The 17,335-nt window shown below is 63.5% G+C and carries 16 protein-coding genes and 1 tRNA gene; 8 read left to right on the top strand and 9 right to left on the bottom strand.

Going from position 1 to position 17,335, the window contains the following annotated elements; all coding sequences use genetic code 11:
• Positions 1-352: 352 nt before the first annotated feature.
• The 4 genes from QZ213_RS10405 to QZ213_RS10390 form a co-directional block, all read right to left on the bottom strand.
• Positions 353-973 carry an NYN domain-containing protein gene (locus QZ213_RS10405; protein ID WP_291685981.1) on the bottom strand — a complete coding sequence of 207 codons (621 nt, stop codon included), beginning with the start codon at positions 971-973 and terminating at the stop codon, positions 353-355.
• Between the two features lie 770 nt (positions 974-1,743).
• Positions 1,744-1,820 (bottom strand) — tRNA-His (locus QZ213_RS10400).
• A 171-nt stretch (positions 1,821-1,991) separates the two neighbouring features.
• Entirely contained in the window at positions 1,992-2,423 is a 432-nt protein-coding gene (locus QZ213_RS10395) for a phasin (RefSeq protein ID WP_291685980.1), read from the bottom strand.
• 270 nt (positions 2,424-2,693) lie between these two features.
• Positions 2,694-3,077 (bottom strand): phasin, encoded by a 384-nt coding sequence (locus QZ213_RS10390; protein WP_291685979.1) that lies wholly within the window; start codon positions 3,075-3,077, stop codon positions 2,694-2,696.
• Between the two features lie 333 nt (positions 3,078-3,410).
• On the opposite strand from QZ213_RS10390, the gene QZ213_RS10385 reads away from it, so the two are divergent.
• Positions 3,411-7,118 (top strand): PAS domain-containing protein, encoded by a 3,708-nt coding sequence (locus QZ213_RS10385; RefSeq protein ID WP_291685978.1) that lies wholly within the window; start codon positions 3,411-3,413, stop codon positions 7,116-7,118.
• A 288-nt stretch (positions 7,119-7,406) separates the two neighbouring features.
• Entirely contained in the window at positions 7,407-8,234 is an 828-nt protein-coding gene (locus tag QZ213_RS10380) for a metallophosphoesterase (RefSeq protein ID WP_291685977.1), read from the top strand.
• On the opposite strand, the gene QZ213_RS10375 is transcribed toward QZ213_RS10380, so the two are convergent.
• Positions 8,173-8,658 (bottom strand): cyclic nucleotide-binding domain-containing protein, encoded by a 486-nt coding sequence (locus QZ213_RS10375; protein ID WP_291685976.1) that lies wholly within the window; start codon positions 8,656-8,658, stop codon positions 8,173-8,175. The two genes, QZ213_RS10380 and QZ213_RS10375, sit on opposite strands and share 62 nt — an antisense overlap.
• Before the next feature lie 117 nt (positions 8,659-8,775).
• Positions 8,776-9,975, bottom strand: a complete 1,200-nt coding sequence (locus tag QZ213_RS10370; protein ID WP_291685975.1) for an NnrS family protein — start codon at positions 9,973-9,975, stop codon at positions 8,776-8,778.
• A 146-nt stretch (positions 9,976-10,121) separates the two neighbouring features.
• Between QZ213_RS10370 and QZ213_RS10365 the strand changes: the two genes are divergently transcribed.
• Positions 10,122-10,844: a Crp/Fnr family transcriptional regulator gene (locus QZ213_RS10365; protein WP_291685974.1), complete on the top strand. Its 723-nt coding sequence runs from the start codon at positions 10,122-10,124 to the stop codon at positions 10,842-10,844.
• A gap of 30 nt (positions 10,845-10,874) precedes the next feature.
• Here the strand turns inward: QZ213_RS10365 and QZ213_RS10360 are convergent, their stop codons facing one another.
• Together QZ213_RS10360 and hemN are read right to left on the bottom strand one after the other, a co-directional pair.
• Positions 10,875-11,066 carry a DUF1858 domain-containing protein gene (locus tag QZ213_RS10360; protein ID WP_291685973.1) on the bottom strand — a complete coding sequence of 64 codons (192 nt, stop codon included), beginning with the start codon at positions 11,064-11,066 and terminating at the stop codon, positions 10,875-10,877.
• Positions 11,067-11,196: 130 nt separating this feature from the next.
• Positions 11,197-12,549, bottom strand: a complete 1,353-nt coding sequence (gene hemN, locus QZ213_RS10355; RefSeq protein WP_291685972.1) for an oxygen-independent coproporphyrinogen III oxidase — start codon at positions 12,547-12,549, stop codon at positions 11,197-11,199.
• A 226-nt stretch (positions 12,550-12,775) separates the two neighbouring features.
• Between hemN and QZ213_RS10350 the strand changes: the two genes are divergently transcribed.
• From QZ213_RS10350 to QZ213_RS10340, 3 genes are all read left to right on the top strand, one after another.
• Positions 12,776-13,000, top strand: coding sequence for a hypothetical protein (locus QZ213_RS10350; protein ID WP_291685971.1), 225 nt, complete (start codon positions 12,776-12,778; stop codon positions 12,998-13,000).
• 233 nt (positions 13,001-13,233) lie between these two features.
• Entirely contained in the window at positions 13,234-14,328 is a 1,095-nt protein-coding gene (gene nirK / locus QZ213_RS10345) for a copper-containing nitrite reductase (protein ID WP_291685970.1), read from the top strand.
• Positions 14,329-14,397: 69 nt separating this feature from the next.
• Positions 14,398-15,285 (top strand): SUMF1/EgtB/PvdO family nonheme iron enzyme, encoded by an 888-nt coding sequence (locus QZ213_RS10340; RefSeq protein ID WP_291685969.1) that lies wholly within the window; start codon positions 14,398-14,400, stop codon positions 15,283-15,285.
• A gap of 10 nt (positions 15,286-15,295) precedes the next feature.
• On the opposite strand, the gene QZ213_RS10335 is transcribed toward QZ213_RS10340, so the two are convergent.
• Positions 15,296-16,093, bottom strand: coding sequence for an alpha/beta fold hydrolase (locus QZ213_RS10335; protein ID WP_291685968.1), 798 nt, complete (start codon positions 16,091-16,093; stop codon positions 15,296-15,298).
• Between the two features lie 154 nt (positions 16,094-16,247).
• Between QZ213_RS10335 and QZ213_RS10330 the strand changes: the two genes are divergently transcribed.
• Positions 16,248-16,889 carry a GntR family transcriptional regulator gene (locus QZ213_RS10330; RefSeq protein ID WP_291685967.1) on the top strand — a complete coding sequence of 214 codons (642 nt, stop codon included), beginning with the start codon at positions 16,248-16,250 and terminating at the stop codon, positions 16,887-16,889.
• 33 nt (positions 16,890-16,922) lie between these two features.
• The coding region (locus QZ213_RS10325; protein ID WP_291685966.1) for an aldehyde dehydrogenase family protein at positions 16,923-17,335 on the top strand (413 nt) is incomplete at its 3' end.

The raw sequence follows: 17,335 nt of genomic DNA, 5'->3' as shown, positions 1-17,335 counted from the left end.
CTGGAGCTGCCGCAGCCGCTTTTCAAGTTTGGTTTTTTCTGCGGCTATCCTACTCGGGAGAACGGCATCAATTTCCAAGCGTAGAGCCCAAAGCTCATCGACCGACATCGAATTAAAATCATCGCGCTTCATAACTTTAACTCTGCTGGTTATTCTGTTGCGGTCGCACTATGGCGACAACGTACCTCCGCGCGCCGCCATCGGCATCCACCGAACGAATGAGTGCATAGCGATTTACCGCGATCTAAGTGTTCCCGAAGGCGTTGCAATGACGCTGGGATTTAATTCGGTCGAACTGGCAAAATCGCCCACGCGGATCCCGTCGAGACGGATACTCGATAGCTCAGCGCTCTCAATCGTCAAAGCCGTCGTTCGGCGCCACCGTGGTCGCACGCTGCAGGAATTGCGGCGCGTGGTGGCGCGGCTCGCGCGGGGCGGGACGCTCGGACGGATCGCGGCCGAGCTTGGATTGCAGCTCTACCAGATCGGTGAAGATGTCGGCTTGGCGCCGCAGCTCATCGGCAATCATCGGCGGATGGTTGGAAATCGTCGAGATCACGGTGACCCGCACACCGCGTCGCTGCACCGCCTCGACCAGCGAGCGGAAATCGCCGTCGCCGGAAAATAGCACGATCTGGTCGACATGCTCAGCGAGTTCCATGGCGTCGACCGCGAGCTCGATATCCATGTTGCCCTTAACCTTGCGGCGGCCGCTGGCATCAATGAATTCCTTGGTCGCTTTGGTAACAACGGTGTAGCCATTGTAATCGAGCCAGTCGATCAGGGGGCGGATAGACGAGAATTCCTGATCTTCAATGACCGCAGTATAGTAGAACGCGCGCAACAACGTTCCGCGACTCTGGAATTCCTTCAGCAAGCGTTTGTAGTCGATATCGAAGCCGAGCGTCTTAGCGGTCGCGTAGAGGTTGGCGCCATCGATGAACAACGCAATCTTGTCGGAGGAAGTTGGCATCTAGATACTGACCCTTTGAAATTACCGAGCATCGAAAATGGGAACGAGTGAGGCAGAAATGGTGCAACTGCAGCGTTCACGGCCACTCTTACAAAGCCCTTCGCTCGGTTTCAAGACCGGATCGGATCTACATCTGAATGTTTTAAGTATCAAATAGTTTTTTCCGAATGGCCTAAAAGTGATGGACAAACTCTAGGCTGCTAATACCGGCATAAAGGTGTGAACTGCCCCACAGATTCTTTTGACGTTCTCAGATACCTTTTTAAGAGGAAGCCAATAAAGTCGCGAACAAATGCATCATCAATTTCGACTTTTCGAAGTGTTCTTGAACAAGCGCGGCCGAGTTTGGAAATGGCGTGTATGCTCAGTCGTAGGGGATGTCGTCATGCGCGGTTCAGAAGGCAGCCAACCCGCTGCCCAATACCAGGGTTACAGGGCCCTCTTCTTGCTTCTGCAGTCTGCGGCATATCAGTCGATCCGACTGAGCAACGAGAAAGACCCAGGACATTGGCGGTCGGACGGAAGCCGCTCTCAAGCTGGTCTAGATCACGACAAGTCAGAAAAAATCTAGCTTCGTTGAGGTTTCTCGGATCGATGGGCAGCGTCATAAGGGCCGCTGATCGCCAAGAGCTGACCGTCCAGCCCGGCTTGGCGAGCAGAGGGTCCGATGCCGGCTCCGGGACACTCCCGAGCACTTACGCCGGAGCTTGCCCTTTTGTCTTTTTGGATTCGGCCGAGGCCGGAAAAGTCGGTCTAAGTCTTTATTTGTCTGGTACAGTTGGGTGGGCTCGAACCACCGACCTCCTGTTCCACAGACAGGCGCTCTAACCAACTGAGCTACAACTGCATCCTTGCGGCCCAAAAAAGGGGGGCCGAACGGGGCGGAAACTAGGTGCAACGCCCGTGTTTGGCAAGGCCGACGGCGACACCTATAGCGCCATCCGAACTCATCAAAAAGGTGGCAAAAAACAAGAGGCCCGGGCTGTTCGCCCGGGCCTCTTGCGAGAAGAATGATCGATCAGGCGGCCGGCTTGAACAGTTTCGACGCATTGGCCTTGATCGGCTCGACCGTCTCGGTCGCGACCTTCTGGGACAACTCGGCGAGCTCCTTGGCCTGGGCGGTGATGGCCTCGAACTGCTTCTTGGCGTGGGAGGTCCACAGCTCAATCACCTCGGAAGGCGATTTGAGGCCGAGCAGCTCCTGGGCGAAGTCCAGCGTCGCCGTGCTGTTGGCTTTCATCATTTCCATCAGCTTGGCGGAATATTCGCTGGCGCCCTTGCTGGCGGAGGTGAACACCGCCTCGATGGCACTGTTGTTGCTCTCGGCGACGTCCTTGAACTTGGCGTAGCTATCGCGGGCGTGCGAAACGCCCTTTTCGGCGAACGCGCGCATCTGCTCGGGAACCTCGAACGGGATGACGGAAGAGGAGAAAGGATCGGAATTTGCCATGACATGAATCCTTCGCGATGGGGGTGGGGTGAAGAGATGTGACCCCTTGCGCGCCCGTCAGCCGCCGGGAACGTCGACTTGGATCACGCTGTGGGAGTGCCCCGCGTCGGGCACCGGACACTCCTAACGCTACATAATGTCAATTTTGTGCAATGCAATACGGTGAGACACAATTTAAGGTGCAACGCCGCATGGCTGACCCGGAGGGGATGCAGGGATCCTCTCCTGGTTTTCAGCCCTAAGACCGGTCCCGCCTGGGGAGGACCCGGCCTAAACTTTGGGCTTGGCAGCTTCCATGGCGGCCCGGCTGACGATCTGGCCCATTTCGCTCGCCTGCTCTGCCAGCGAGCGCATCTGTGCCTGCACATATTCGCTGTGCAGCTTCATGATCTCGGTCAGATCCTTGGCGTGCAGTAGGGATTGCGCATAGTCCAGCGAAGCCTGCACGTTCTTTTCGGCATACGATATCGCCTTGGCGCCGATGTCCTTGGCGCCGGCGCGAACCGTCGCCCCCCGCTCCTCGATCGAGCCTGCGGTCGCGTGCGCGGTGGCGACGAATTTCTCGAAGGCCTTGCGGGCCTGATCGAAGCTCGCCTCCGCCATCGATCGCATTTCCTTTGGAATTTCGAAACGGTCATGCCCTTCTTCGCTCATGGTCCCACTCCTGTTGCGCAATCGCGGGGCTATCCACAGCCCGCTTTGTTCGCCCAATTCAAACTATCGACAAGCCGGTGTGACGCGGCGCCTGCCGGTTCCCCATCGTGGACCTTTGATCGCCGTTTGCAACAAGCCCAACGCCGCAGGCACCGATCGGGTCCAGCCGAGTTAAGGTTATCGCGGCTGGGATACAAACCGTGGCCGCCAGGCCGTGGACCTGCCGTCGCCCGCGGGCGATACTGATGGTCCACTCAGGCTGTCATCGTTTGGCCGCCGGTACCTGAAGCCATCATCGGGCAAGCGCCTCGCCAGTCGGATCATGTCGTCGCGATGAACAATACGGAATTCCAGTTGCAAGGCGTCGGCGATCCGCGACTGGCGATCCATGCGACAAGCGCCCTCCCCGCCTGGCTCTGGTCGGTCGACGGCACGCAGATTCTCTGGGCCAATCCGGCAGGCGCGAAACTGTTCGGCGCGGCCAATGGCGCCGCTCTCGCTCAAAGAAGCTTCGGTCCGGCGAACGCCCACCGGCGCCAGGTGGCACGGCTCGCAGGCCGGCTACCGCTGAGCGGCGCGGTCCGGCTGGAGCGGCTGCGCGGCTTCGGCGCAAGCCTCGGCACGCTCGTCACCTGCGGCTGCTCTCGGCTGGAATTTGCCGATGGCAGCCACGGCATCCTGATTGTCGCCGCGCAACGTAACGGTCGCGCGATGCCGCTGGTCGAGCGGCTGCAGCGGCTGGTCGAAGGCGTCGAGCAGCCGATCGCCGCCTTCGCCCGCGACGGCATGTTGGTCGGCGTCAGCGACGCCGCACGTCCGCTGCTTGGCTTCCGCAACCTCTCAGAGGCCGGCCTCGACGAAGCGCTCAGCGACGCGCTCAGGCAGGGCCGCGTCGAAACGCCCGTTGGCGTCGGCCACATGGTGCTGCAGCGCGTCGGCACTGGCGCGGATATCGGCCTGGTTGCGCTGATCGCGCCGGGCGCGACGGCGGCCGCCCATCTCAGACATGCCCCCCCGGAGATGGCAGATTCCTCCGAGCCCGCGGCAGAGCCGCCCGGGCCAATAGTGGTGCAGAACATGCCCGACTATGAACGACCGGCTACTTCAGGCGAAGCACCGAGCGAGTTTGTGCTGGTCGACGAATTCGCGGATGAGCCGCCTGCCGAGACGCTTGAAGCAGCACGCACCGAGCCCGCATCGGGGCCGGTCGCGCCGGCTGCGGAGCTGCCGATGCCCGGCTACGAACAGCCGGCCAATTCCGGCGAGGCCCCGGCCGAGTTCGCGCTGGTCGACGAGTTCGCGAATGAGCCGCCTGCCGAGACGCTTGAAGCAGCACGCACCGAGCCCGCGACGGAGACAATTGCGCCGGCCGCGGAGCTGCCGATACCCGACTACGAACAACCGGGCAATTGCGGCGAAGCCCCGGCCGAATTCGCCTTGATCGAGGAAGTTCCCGAACAGCCGGCGGAGTTCAGTGAGCCTGCCGCCGAGCCCGTCAACGAAACCGCGCCGTCCGAGCCGGATTTGCCGTGGATGTTGCAGCCCGACGTGCCCCATGTGGAAGCATCCGCAACCGTGTCGCCCGAGAGCGAATCCTCCTCCCACGAACCGTCTCCCTACGTCGAAGCCGTTGCCGACGAGCCGTCGCCGCCTTCAGCCAAAGCGCCGTCATGGCTCGACGAGCCCGCGCCCGACAGCCGCCGTCACCCGCTGCGCTTCCTGTGGCAGATCGACGCCGAAGGCCGCTTTTCGCTCGCCTCCGACGAATTCACCCACTTGATCGGCGCGCGCACGGCTGCGGGCTTCGGGAGATTGTGGAGCGAAATCGCCGATGCCTTCGGGCTCGATCCCGACGGCAGCGTCCTCAAGGCGATCGCCAGCCGCGATACCTGGAGCGGCATCACCCTGAAATGGCCGACCGACGGCGGCGGCCGGTTGCCGGTCGAATTGTCGGGCCTGCCGGTCTACGACCAGATGCGGAATTTTGCCGGCTATCGAGGGTTCGGCGTTTGCCGCGATCTCGACGGCCTGACGCGGCTAGCGGCGCTGCGCGGCTTCGAATCGTCCAGTGCCCCGCCGGCGCCACAAGCGCTTTCGGCTGACATCGTGCGGGCCGATCTTGCGAAAGATTCGGCCGCGAATTTGCCTTGGGTTCCCGATAATGGAACTTCCGCTACGGCTGAATGGCCTGCCCCAGACGCCGTCGAGACCTCACCACCAACCGATTTGGAAACACCCGTGGAAACGCCCGTGGAAATACCAAAGAACGTGCTGCCGTTTCGCCCCTTGGGCGAACCGAAAATGGGCGAACCGAAATCGCCGGTCCTGACGTCGGTGGAAAGCAGCGCCTTCAACGAACTCGCGCGGCAATTGTCGGCGCGCCTCGAAAGCGAAACCGATGCCGCCGGTGCTGCACCGGCGACATCCGAAGAGCCCGCGGCCGCGATTGAGCTGCTGGCGGCGACGGAAGCGCCTGATGTCAGCCAGCAGGCCGGCTGGCTGGCGGAGCCCGAACCAGCGCCGCGGGGGCAGGCCCGGCGCGACCGGACGCTGCTCGACCTCTTGCCTGTCGGCATCCTGATCTATCGGCTCGACCGGCTGATCTATGCCAACCCGGCTTTCCTCGATCAGATGGGCTATGCGAACCTTCATGCGCTGGAGAATGCCGGCGGTCTCGACGCGCTCTATGTCGAGCCGGGGGTTTCGAACGCCAGCAGCACGTCCGACACCGGCACGCCGGTGAGAATTTCCGCACCGGACGCCTCAACCGCACACACACCGTCCCTGGCGATCGACGCGCGGCTCTACACCATCAGCTGGGACGACGAACAGGCGCTGGCCTTGATTTTCTCGAGCACCGCGATGGAAAGCGCCGATATTGCCGCAGCGATCTCGGAGGCTCCGGCGCCACAGCCGTCGGCCGCCGGCCACGCCAATGCCGAGGAACTCGGCGCCATCCTCGATACCACCGCGGACGGCATCGTGATGTTCGATGCCGAGGGCAACCTCAATTCGTGCAACCGCAGCGCCGAAGCGCTGTTCGGCTATGACGGCGATGAACTCGTGCAGCGCAATCTCGTCGACCTGTTCGCGCCGGAAAGCCAGCGCGTGGTGGCGGATTATCTCGAAAGCATCAAGGGCGCCGGCGTCGCCAGCCTGCTCGAGCACGGCCGCGACGTGCTCGGCCGCGCGAGCCGCGGCGGCATCATCCCGCTGTCGCTGACTATGGGACGGACCCGCCACGACGGTCGGAATTTTTTCGCGGTGTTCCGCGATCTGTCGCAAACCAGAAAGAGCGAAAGCGAGTTGCAGCAGGCGCGGCGGCTCGCCGATCGCGCGGCCACCGCCAAGGCCGACCTGCTGGCGCGTATCAGCCACGCGGTGCGTGCGCCACTGAACGCCATCATCGGCTTTGCCGAAGTGATGATCGGCGAACGCTTCGGCACGCTCGGCAACGAGCGCTACGTTGAATACATGAAGGACATCCGCGCCTCCGGCGAACGCGTGATCGCCATCATCAACGACCTCACCGATCTCTCGCGGATCGAGACCGGCAAGCTCGATCTCACCTTCGCCAACCAGAACCTCAACGACCTGGTCGAGCAATGCGTCGCGGTGATGCAGCCGCAGGCCAACCGCGAACGCATCATCATCCGCACCTCGCTGGCGCATGCGCTGCCGCCGGTCGTCGCCGATGCCCGCGCGCTGCGCCAGATCACGCTCAATTTGATCGGCAATTCGATCCATCTCGCCAATGCCGGCGGCCAGGTGATCGTCTCCACGGCATTGTCGGATTTCGGCGACGTGGTCCTAAGGGTCCGCGATACCGGCCAGGGGCTCAACGACAACGAGCTCGCCGCCGCGATGGAGCCGTTCCGCACCCAGGCGCCTTCGGACCAGGCCTCCGACGGCTCCGGCGTCAGCCTGTCGCTGACAAAGGCGCTGGTCGAGGCCAACCGCGCGCAATTCCACATCAAGACCGGTGCGCGTTCGGGCACGCTGATCGAGGTGGTGTTTTCGCAGGCGATGGCGAAGAGCTGAGCCTTTTTCGGTTCAGTGGCTTCGTCCTTCGAGGCGCAAGTGCGTGTGCTCTCAGGATGAGATCTTAGATCCCTCGTGGCGAGGAGCGCCCAACGGGTCCGCGCAAAAGCGCGGCCCGATGACAGGCTCCGCCGCATCTCGAACCATGAGGCTATCGCAGGCCAGCCTTGGTGCGGGAATCTGTCGCGCCGGCCCGACGCGATACGGCACAATCTTTGCTCTGTATTAGCGAATTGAATGCAGGCGCCAGCTTGCCGCCCAATTCTTGAGCAATCGGATTGACCTCACATGCGCTGCCTGATCGTCGCGGATCTGCATTATTCGCTGCCGCAATTCGACTGGCTGCTCAGCGCCGCGCCGCAATTCGACCTCGTCATCTTCGCCGGCGACGCGCTCGACGTCGGATCGGCGGTCGATTTCCGCGCCCAGATCGTCGTGGTGAAGAAATATCTCGCGCTGCTGTCGGCGATCACCCCGGTGATTCTCTGCTCGGGAAATCACGACCTCGACGAGCGCAGTCCCGAGGGCGAAAAGATATCGCGATGGATCGGCGACGTCCGCGAACTCGGCGTCGCCTGCGACGGCGACAGCCTGAGCATCGGCGACACCCTGTTTACCGTCTGCCCGTGGTGGGACGGGCCGCTGGTCAGGCAGCGGATCGAAGACCAGCTGCGCGAGGCTGCGGCGGTCCGTCTGAAACGATGGATCTGGGCGCATCACGCGCCGCCGGCGAATTCTCCGACCAGCTGGGGCGGCAAGCGCTTCTTCGGCGACGTCGAACTCGTGCAGTGGATAAAGACCTATCAGCCCTCGATGGTGATCTCGGGTCACGTGCACCAGTCGCCGTTCATCCCCGACGGCTCCTGGTACGATCGGCTCGGCGACACCTGGGTTTTCAACGCCGGCCTGCAGCCCGGCCGGCCGCCGGTCTATATCGTGCTCGATATCGATGCGGGCAAGGCGTTCTGGCTGGCGGCCGGCGACGCCCAATGCATCGACCTCAACGCGCCGCTGCAGCGGCCGGCCGCGCCGGTCGTCGACCCGCCGGAGTGGCTCACATCCTTGGGTCGGATTGCCGATCCGAGCCTGGCGAGACCTTTATCGGCGGCAGGTTGATCATGCTTTGCAGGATCTCGCCGACCATCGCGAGGTGATCGCCGTGACCGGCATATTGATGCATGATGTCGGCAAGATAGGTGGTCGCGACATTGAGCCGTTGCGCCAGCAGCCGGGCGATCAGCAGCGCCACCGCCGGCTGATCGCGCAGGAACGAGGCGGCGTCGCCGAACTCGTAAATCGTTGAATCCGCCGCTGCGCGCACGGTCGCGGTGTGCGGCTTATCGAGCAGGACCGACATTTCTCCGACCACCGCACCGGGTTCGACGATGCTGGCGACCACGGTATCGCCCTTGATGACCTCGAGCCGGCCCTCGATCAGGACATAGAGATGACCGGTGGTGCCGCCCTCGTGGATGATGGTCGATCCCGCGGCGAAATTTCGCTGAACTCCTCCGGAGCAATAATCGAGAACCGTGCGCATTCAAACTCCTCAGTCGCCCGTCCGAGACTAGGCATCAGGATTGCCATCGTCGAACGGATAATACAGCCGGCCTGCCCAAATTGTCAGCATCGACCAGATCGCCGCCAAGCCGCGAGTTCAGGCGACCGCCTTCCCCCTCAGGCGCGGGTCGTGGCCCGCGAGCAATGGCGCATAGGCGACCGCGAAGCCGATGAAGGCTATGGCCCATGCAAAGGCGGCGACGTGCAGCAACGGCTCGCCGTAGGCGGGTTCGACCACCGCGCAGATGCGCGCCAGCGCCGCGACGATGATCGCGGCATAGATCGCCTGCGTGGCCCAGGATGCGTTAAGTTGCTGGCCGGTATGCCCGAGCGTTGCGCGGCTCATCACCGCCAGCGTCATGATGCCGGCCGCCCCCACCATCCAGGCATGAATGCCGGCGCCTGCCGGCACCAGCGCGAAGGCGGCCGCGGCATTCAGAAGGAAGCCAAGCGGCACGAAGAAATAGCCGACATGCAGAACCAGCAGCAGCCGCTCCCGCAAGGTCCGGTCGCCCGCCCAGCGTCCGAGCCGCACCAGATGCAATAGTCCCGCGAATGCGAGCGCAATACCTGTGTATCGGCTCTCCGGGCTGACGACCCATGCCACCAGCGCGAGCGCGCCGAAGGCTACGACGAGGGTGTCAAAACGGCCGAACGGCACCGGCAGGCGGCCGGGGTTTTCGCGCACCAGCCAGTTGCGGGTGAAGCTCGGAACGATGCGGCCGCCGATCAGCGCGATCAGCAGCACGACCACCGCGATCCCGGCGCGGATGGCGATGTCGGCGGCGCCATGGAAATGCGCCTCAATATGGAAGGCGATGTTGCCCGCGAGCAGCAGCAGGACCAGCACCACCACGGCGAGATTGCGCCAGTTGCGGCCGGCGACGATCTCGCGGGCCGCGGCCAGCGCGACCAGTAACAGGAAGCTCGCATCGATCAGCAACGCCGGAAGCCAGCCAATCCCGGCGGAAAACGTCACGCCAAGCCTTCCAGCGATCCAGACCGCCACCAGCACCATCAACGGCGTGCCTCTGATCGGCAGCCGTCCGGTCCAGTTCGGGATCGCCGTGAACAGGAACCCGGTGATCACGGCCGGCAGATAGCCGTAGAGCATCTCGTGCACATGCCAGTCGCGCGGCGCGAAGGCCGAGGTCAGGGTGATCTCGCCATAGAAGGCCGGCAGCCAGACCAGGATGGCAAGGCCCGCATAGATCGAGCCCAACAGGAAGAACGGCCGGAAGCCGTTCGCGAACAGCACCGGACCATCATAGGATTGCCGGGAGGGAACGCTCGTCATGGCTTGTTCCTCGGAGAGTCGGACGGGTTTTTTCCATGATCTAGGGCAATTTCGCGGGGCCATGTTGTGCCAGCGCAAACTTTGGCTTGATCGGGCGGTCCAATCGCAGTCTAGATTCAGTTCAAGTCGCCGCCTTCGGAGGGAACATGGCCACAGTCGACCCTTCGCTGGTCGCTCATCTGCCGCTGTTTGCAGGATTTGGTCCTGAGGAACTGGGCGAGATCCTTCGCGAGGCCCGCTCGCTGCGCTTTGCGAAGAACAGCGCGGTATTCGAGCAGGGCGAGGACGCCCATTCCTTCTTCGTGCTGCTGCACGGCCATGTCCGCGCCAGCAAGACCACGCCTTCTGGCGAGCAGATCGTGGTGCGCTATGTCGCGCCCGGCGAATCCTTCGGCGTCGCCACCGCGATCGGGCTGCAGCGTTACCCCGCCACCGCTACCGCCGTCGATGACAGCGTCGCGCTGGCCTGGCCGTCGGCGGCATGGCCGCGCCTGGTGGCGAAATTTCCGCAACTCGCCACCAACACATTGCAGACCGTCGGCAACCGGCTGCAGGAATCCCACACCCGGGTCGTCGAGATGTCGACGCAGCAGGTCGAACAGCGCATCGCGCACGCGCTGCTGCGGCTCGCCAAGCAATCCGGGCGCAAGGTCGAACACGGCGTCGAGATCGATTTCCCGATCAGCCGGCAGGACGTCGCCCAGATGACCGGCACCACGCTGCACACGGTCAGCCGCACTTTGTCGGGCTGGGAACAGCGCGGCCTGATCGAGAGCGGACGGCAACGCATCGTGCTGCGCGAGCCGCACAAACTGCTGGTGCTGGCCGAGGAGACACCCGGCGAAAGCGGGCCGCCGGTCCGGCCGTAATACCAGCGGCAACGCCGCCTTGCGTCAAGGTCATGCGCAGGCGGCAAGTGCCCTGAAAAACGCTTCGCGGTCGACGCCATGCTCGCGACAGGCATCGTCGACCGTATGGAAGCACGCGATCGGGCAGCCGACGCAGCGCATCCTGAACTCGAGAAACACGCGGATCGTTTCGGGCGAGCGGCGCATCACATCGTCGACAAGATCGTCAAATCGAATGGGCATGCGCGCCTCCGTCCCCATTGAACGGTAGCGCCGATGGCGCGGACCCTGTTTGTCCCGGCGCAAACTTCGGGGGCATTGTCTGCCAGGCGAACGGCAGACGACCGATGGTCTTGCGGAATACTCAGCTGCCCTACACCGCGCGGCTATGCAGGTGCCTGGATCCATCGAGATGCGCGTCGAAGGCCGCCGCGACGCTGCGCACCAGAAAACGGGAATCGTCGGCGAGCGCCAGCGAAGCGCCGTCGACTTCGACGATGCCGTCGCAGATCAGGTCCTGAAGCCGGGGCGACGACAGCAGCATTTGTTCCGGAACCGATCCGTGCCGCGCGCAGATTTCGCCGAGATCGGCGCCGAATTCGCACATGATGCGTTCGATGATTTCGCCGCGCAGCCGGTCGTCGTCCGTCAGGGCGTAGCCCTTGGCGGTCGCCAGCCGGCCGGCGGCGATCGCTTCCGAATAGGCCAGCGTATGAACCTCGTTCTGCACATAGCCCTGCGGCAGATGTCCGATCGCGCTGGCGCCGAAGCCGAGCAGGACGTCGCTGGCATCCGTGGTGTAGCCCTGGAAATTTCGGTGCAGCCGGCCTTGGCGCAGCGCCACCGCCATCTCGTCGTCGGGGCGCGCGAAATGGTCGAGCCCGATCTGCACATATCCGGCTTCGATCAGCGCATTCGATATCGCATTGGACTGGTCGAGCCGTTCGAGGCTGTCGGGAAGCCACGCCTCGTTGATCATGCGCTGATGCTTCTTGAAGGAAGGAACGTGCGCGTAACCGAACACGGAGAAGCGATCGGGGCGAAGTTCGACGCTTCGCCTGACCGTGTCGAGGCAGGAAGCGAGCGTCTGATGCGGCAATCCGTAGATCAGATCGAAGCTGATGCCGGCGATGCCGGCGCGACGCAGGCCGTTGGTCGCGGCGGCGGTCTCTTCGAAACTCTGCACCCGGTTGATGGCGCGCTGCACGACGGGATCGAAGCTTTGCACGCCGAGGCTCGCCCGGTTCACGCCGCCAAGCGCGAGCGCGTCGATCATCGGTGCGTTGAGCGTGCGCGGATCGATCTCGATCGCGATCTCGGCGGACGGCAGAACAAAGAAGGCGTGCCTGATCGATCCGATCAGATCCGTGAAGGCCTCCGGCGCCATGATGGTCGGCGTTCCCCCACCGAAATGGATGTGGTTGACCTTCAGCCGGCGATCGATCTGTCTTGACACCAGGTCGATTTCGCAGCGAAGCGCCGCCTCGTAGACCGCAATGGGCTCGTCGCGATGGGCCACCGAGGTGTGGCAGCCACAATACCAGCACATCGCCCGGCAGAACGGGACGTGCAGATAGAGCGACGCGGTCGCGTGCGCCGGAATGGCCTTCAGCCATTCGGCATAGCCGTCAGCACCGATGGCGGTCGAAAAATGCGGTGCGGTTGGATAGCTCGTATAACGCGGCAGCCGCTCCTGCCCATAGCACGCCGCAAGATCTTGCCTCATCATTTGCCCCGAACGAATCAAACCGGGGCTACGCCGCACCCCAAGTGATCAATCTTCTAGAGCAGACGAAAGCGCGCCGCCTTGCGCTGGCTCAAACAGCCGCATGGAAACCCGGCCGCGCGCGAAAAAATTCGTAAATTGCGGGTAAAGATTTGCGCTCGCGCAAAGTGCGGCGGCCGGTTTCGCGCCATCCTGAGTCATCAAGCGACAAACGGGAGCCGAGACAATGACGCTGTTGGTATTGGACGCCGTCCTGGACGCCGTTCTCTTGGTGTTCGGAATTCGCGGCCATATCCCGCAAAATGACGGGTTCCCGAACGGCCGAAGCAGATCGTCATTCGCCGTCAATACCGGCACGCTGATGCGGGTCTTGGCCGCTGCCGTGGTTTCAATCGGGTTCCTGGTGCTGGCGCTGTGGGCAGCGGTCTGGCTTGCCCTCAAATTGCTCTAGGCCCCGCGGGCGCCACGCAATCCCGGAAATCGAACCAAACGTGCGCCGCAAGCCGGCGGCATGCGTTCGGCTGTCTGAAGGCCGCCGTCGTCACCACCGCCATGAGATGAGCTACGTAATGTTACTTAGGTCCCGCAAAGCGCCGGAACGTTGTTGCAGCACAAACAGTCTGGACGCGGACGGCGCGAGAGTGCCGCCAGTCGATAAGAGCATCCAGATAAAGGAACGATCCGATGCTGACCCGCAGAGCCGCCATGTTCAGCGCCGCCGCCGCAGTCCTCATGCTGGCGAACCCCGCTACCGCCGACGACCTCAATCTGCCGCGGCAGCGCGTCGATCTGGTCGCGCCGCCCTTCGTGCATGCGCACGAACAGGCCACGAAAGAGACCCCCAAGATCATGGAGTTCACGCTCAGGATCGAGGAAAAGAAGGTCGTGATCGACGAACAGGGCACCACCTTCCAGGCCATGACCTTCAACGGCTCGATGCCGGGCCCGCTGATGGTGGTGCATGAAGGCGATTACGTCGAGGTGACGCTGATCAACCCCGACACCAATACACTGCCGCACAATATCGATTTTCATTCGGCGACAGGCGCGCTCGGCGGCGGCGCGCTGACGCTGGTCAACCCCGGCGAGCAGGTGGTGCTGCGCTGGAAGGCGACCCGCACCGGCACCTTCGTCTATCACTGCGCCCCGGGCGGCCCGATGATCCCGTGGCACGTCGTCTCCGGCATGAACGGCGCCGTCATGGTGCTGCCACGCGACGGGCTCAATGACGGCAAGGGACATCCGCTGCACTACGACAAGATCGTCTACATCGGCGAACAGGATATGTACGTTCCGAAGGACGAGAAGGGCAAATTCAAGTCCTACGATTCCCCCGCCAAGGCCTACACCGACACCATCGAAGTGATGCGCAAGCTGACGCCCACCCATGTCGTGTTCAACGGCAAGGTCGGCGCGCTGACCGGCAAGAACGCCCTGACCGCCAATGTCGGAGAGACCGTGCTGGTCGTGCACGCGCAGGCCAATCGCGACAGCCGTCCGCATCTGATCGGCGGCCATGGCGACTACGTCTGGGAGACCGGCAAGTTTTCCAATCCGCCGGAAACCGGCCTCGAGACCTGGTTCATCCGTGGCGGTTCGGCAGGCGCCGCGCTCTACACGTTCCAGCAGCCCGGTATCTACGCCTATGTCACGCACAACCTGATCGAGGCCGCGATACTCGGCGCCACCGCCCACTTCAAGGTCGAAGGCAAATGGAACGACGACCTGATGACCCAGGTTAAGGCGCCGGCGAAAATCCCGCCTGCCAGGATCAACTGAACAACTAAAGAATGCCAGGGTGCCGGCGCGAGCCGGCACCCTCTTCCTTCCAACCGAGCCGGGACGGCCGTGCTGATCGCCTTCAAACTCAAGCTCGCCCTGGCCTGCGCCGCCGGTCTTGCCGGCCCGCTGGCGATCGCGCCGCTGCTTTCCGAGGGCGGATCGCCCGACAGGGCGATGCGCGATCAGCAGTCGATGGTGGAATTGCACCCCGGCGCGGTGTCCTATCGCATCGCCGGCGACTTCACCCGCGCCGGCAAGCAGGCTAATGCGCCTCTCGTCTCCGTCCGCTTCGAGCGGTCGCTTTCGATCATGCAGCATCAGGTCGGCGCTGCCGAGTATCAACGATGCGTCGACGAGGCCGCCTGCCCCGCGCTCGATGGCAATGTCACGGTCGCGATCGACCGTCCGGCCGTGCAGGTCAGCTGGCACGACGCCGATGCCTATGCGGCGTGGCTGTCACGCAAGACCGGCGAGCATTACCGGCTGCCCACCGACGCGGAATGGGCTTTCGCCGCCGGCAGCAAATTTGGGGATGACGCTTTGCCGGTCGATGCCAACGATCCCTCGAAACGCTGGATCGCCCGCTACGAGAGTGAATCCGACCGCGACGCCGATGACAGCGAAGCCCATGCCTTCGGCAGCTTCGGCGCCAACGAGAACGGCCTGCTCGACATATCCGGCAATGTCTGGGAGTGGACCAGCACCTGTTTCGTGCGCACCGCGCTCGATGACGCCGGCGCGACGATTTCGAAGAGTTCGAATTGCGGCGTTCGCGTCGCCGAGGGCCGCCACCGTACCTATATCACCGATTTCATCCGCGACGCCCGCTCCGGCGGCTGCGCGGCGGGCGTGCCCCCGAACAATCTCGGCTTTCGCCTGGTGCGCGAGCCGAATTCCTGGATCAGCAGCCTTGCATCCGGCCTCGGCAAGGCACGCGTGATCGCGCGGTCTTAGCGAGCCGAATTCACTTCGCCGCGGATGGTTCCGGCAGGAAATCGCCGATCGCCTCCAGAAACATGTCCGGCGCCTGCAACTGCGGGACATGGGCGCAGCCGGCGATGACCTTCAGCCGCGCGTTCGGCAAGAGAGCGGCCAGTTCGCGCGACATCGGCGGCGGTGTCGCCTCGTCATGCTCGCCAACCAGCACCAGCACCGGCACGCCGACCTTGCCAAGCTCCGGCCGCAGATCGAGCCCGGCCAGCGCCAGGCAGGCTGCCTGAATCACTTCGGGATCGCTGCGCAGGAACGCCTCGCGGCGATCGCGCATCAGTTCGGGATGTTTTTCCTGGAATTCCGGGGCGAACAGCCGGCGCATCGCAACATCGGTGATCGCGCCTAGTCCCTTGGCTTTCGACCCCGCCGCCATGTTGCGGAAGGCTTGCCGCCCTTCTTCCGAAAACGCCGCGCCGCAATCGGCGAGGATGAGCCGGCTTGCGATGCCGGGATGGCGAATGGCCATCTGCAGCGCGACAAAGCCGCCATAGCCGTTGCCGAGCACGATGGTCTCGCTGCCGCCGGCGGCATCCGTCACCGCTTCCGCCATGCGGTCGGCGACCTCGACGAGACCGCCGGCGACGGCCTTGGAAGCGCCGAAGCCGGGCAATTCGGGAACGATCACCCGGAACGAGCGCGACAGCGTGGGGACGACGGCGTCGAAACTGGCGCGATCCGACAGCAGCGAATGAAACAGGAAAAGCGCCGGCGCTGCCTTTTGACCGGACTCCGCCGCGTTGACTGTTCCTCCGGCGAAAAGTCGATCCATGCCTGTCTCTCTGGTTCTGTTGCAAAGCGCCCGCTTTGGCAGCGGGCTCGGATGGGCACTCTTGATAGATCAAAATTCAGACTTTTCAAGCCTTTGTCACTTGACCTGATATTTCACGACTGCGACATTGGAACCTTGTTCCGAGGAATATCCGATGCTTTTGCGCGATAATGTCTATGAAAGCCTGCGGACTGATATTCTGACCTGCCGCCTCGCGCCGGGCGATGATATGCGCGAGCAGGAGCTCGCCGAACGCTACGCCGTGAGCCGCCAGCCGGTGCGCGAGGCCTTGCTGCGGCTGGAGCGCGAACATCTCGTCACCGTGCAGCCGCGCCAGGGCTATCGCGTCAATCCGATCTCGCTTGCCGACGCCCGCGACCTGCTCCGGTTTCGCTTCGCGCTGGAGCCGGCCTGTGTGGCGGAAGCGATCGAACATGCCGGCGACGATGTGTTGAAGGCGCTCGATGAATTCAGGCGCTTCGCCGGCGATCATGAAGACTTCATCGCCTATAACCGCGCCTTTCATTCCGCGCTGGCGCATGCCTCCGGCAACCGCCGCATGGCCGCGGCATTATGCGATCTGATCGGCCAGGCCGACCGGCTGGTGCGCGTCAGCGTCGCCAATGTGAAAGGCCACGATCCGGCGCGGCTGGTCGCCGAACACGTCGCTTTGATCGAGGCGATGCAGCGGCGCGAGGCGCGAGCGGCCTCCCGCATCATCAAGACCCATATCGGCCAGACCGAAAAGCGCGTGTTGCCCGCGCTCAAGCGCAACGCCGTGATCGTCGAAGCGTAATCCGCTTCCGATCATGATCGAAGGGAGTGAACGATGAATGTTTCCGCCAAACTAACCACCGCCGAGATCGAGATCCACGGCAATTTCGTCGACGGCCGCGAGATCGAGGCAGGCCACGGCGAAATGCTCGACGTCCGCAATCCCGCCACCGGCGACGTGATCGCGAAGATTCCGAATTCGACCAAAGACGACGTCGATCGCGCCATGAAAAGCGCGCGCGCCGCGTTCGAAGGAAAAGCCTGGGGCGGCATGGACATTCGCTCGCGAGCCCGGCTGGTCAACCGGCTGGCGGATGCGTTCGAGGCCAACCTGGACCAGCTGTACCGGCTGGAGACGCTGAACAACGGCCGGCCGCTCAACGAGACCCGCGCACAGCTGTCGCGGCTGCCGGACTTCTTTCGCTATTTTGCCGGGCTCGCGCTGGCGCGGCGCGATTCCGTGATTCC

Source organism: Bradyrhizobium sp., from assembly GCF_017881085.1.
Lineage (GTDB): Bacteria > Pseudomonadota > Alphaproteobacteria > Rhizobiales > Xanthobacteraceae > Bradyrhizobium.
Note: the sequence above shows the minus strand (reverse complement) of the source record. Positions and strands in the feature narration are given on the sequence as shown.

Coding starts and splice junctions, on each gene's coding strand:
- QZ213_RS10405 (WP_291685981.1), bottom strand. CDS start 973: ATGCCAACTTCCTCCGACAAGATTGCGTTGTTCATCGATGGCGCCAAC.
- QZ213_RS10395 (WP_291685980.1), bottom strand. CDS start 2,423: ATGGCAAATTCCGATCCTTTCTCCTCTTCCGTCATCCCGTTCGAGGTT.
- QZ213_RS10390 (WP_291685979.1), bottom strand. CDS start 3,077: ATGAGCGAAGAAGGGCATGACCGTTTCGAAATTCCAAAGGAAATGCGA.
- QZ213_RS10385 (WP_291685978.1), top strand. CDS start 3,411: ATGAACAATACGGAATTCCAGTTGCAAGGCGTCGGCGATCCGCGACTG.
- QZ213_RS10380 (WP_291685977.1), top strand. CDS start 7,407: ATGCGCTGCCTGATCGTCGCGGATCTGCATTATTCGCTGCCGCAATTC.
- QZ213_RS10375 (WP_291685976.1), bottom strand. CDS start 8,658: ATGCGCACGGTTCTCGATTATTGCTCCGGAGGAGTTCAGCGAAATTTC.
- QZ213_RS10370 (WP_291685975.1), bottom strand. CDS start 9,975: ATGACGAGCGTTCCCTCCCGGCAATCCTATGATGGTCCGGTGCTGTTC.
- QZ213_RS10365 (WP_291685974.1), top strand. CDS start 10,122: ATGGCCACAGTCGACCCTTCGCTGGTCGCTCATCTGCCGCTGTTTGCA.
- QZ213_RS10360 (WP_291685973.1), bottom strand. CDS start 11,066: ATGCCCATTCGATTTGACGATCTTGTCGACGATGTGATGCGCCGCTCG.
- hemN (WP_291685972.1), bottom strand. CDS start 12,549: ATGAGGCAAGATCTTGCGGCGTGCTATGGGCAGGAGCGGCTGCCGCGT.
- QZ213_RS10350 (WP_291685971.1), top strand. CDS start 12,776: ATGACGCTGTTGGTATTGGACGCCGTCCTGGACGCCGTTCTCTTGGTG.
- nirK (WP_291685970.1), top strand. CDS start 13,234: ATGCTGACCCGCAGAGCCGCCATGTTCAGCGCCGCCGCCGCAGTCCTC.
- QZ213_RS10335 (WP_291685968.1), bottom strand. CDS start 16,093: ATGGATCGACTTTTCGCCGGAGGAACAGTCAACGCGGCGGAGTCCGGT.
- QZ213_RS10330 (WP_291685967.1), top strand. CDS start 16,248: ATGCTTTTGCGCGATAATGTCTATGAAAGCCTGCGGACTGATATTCTG.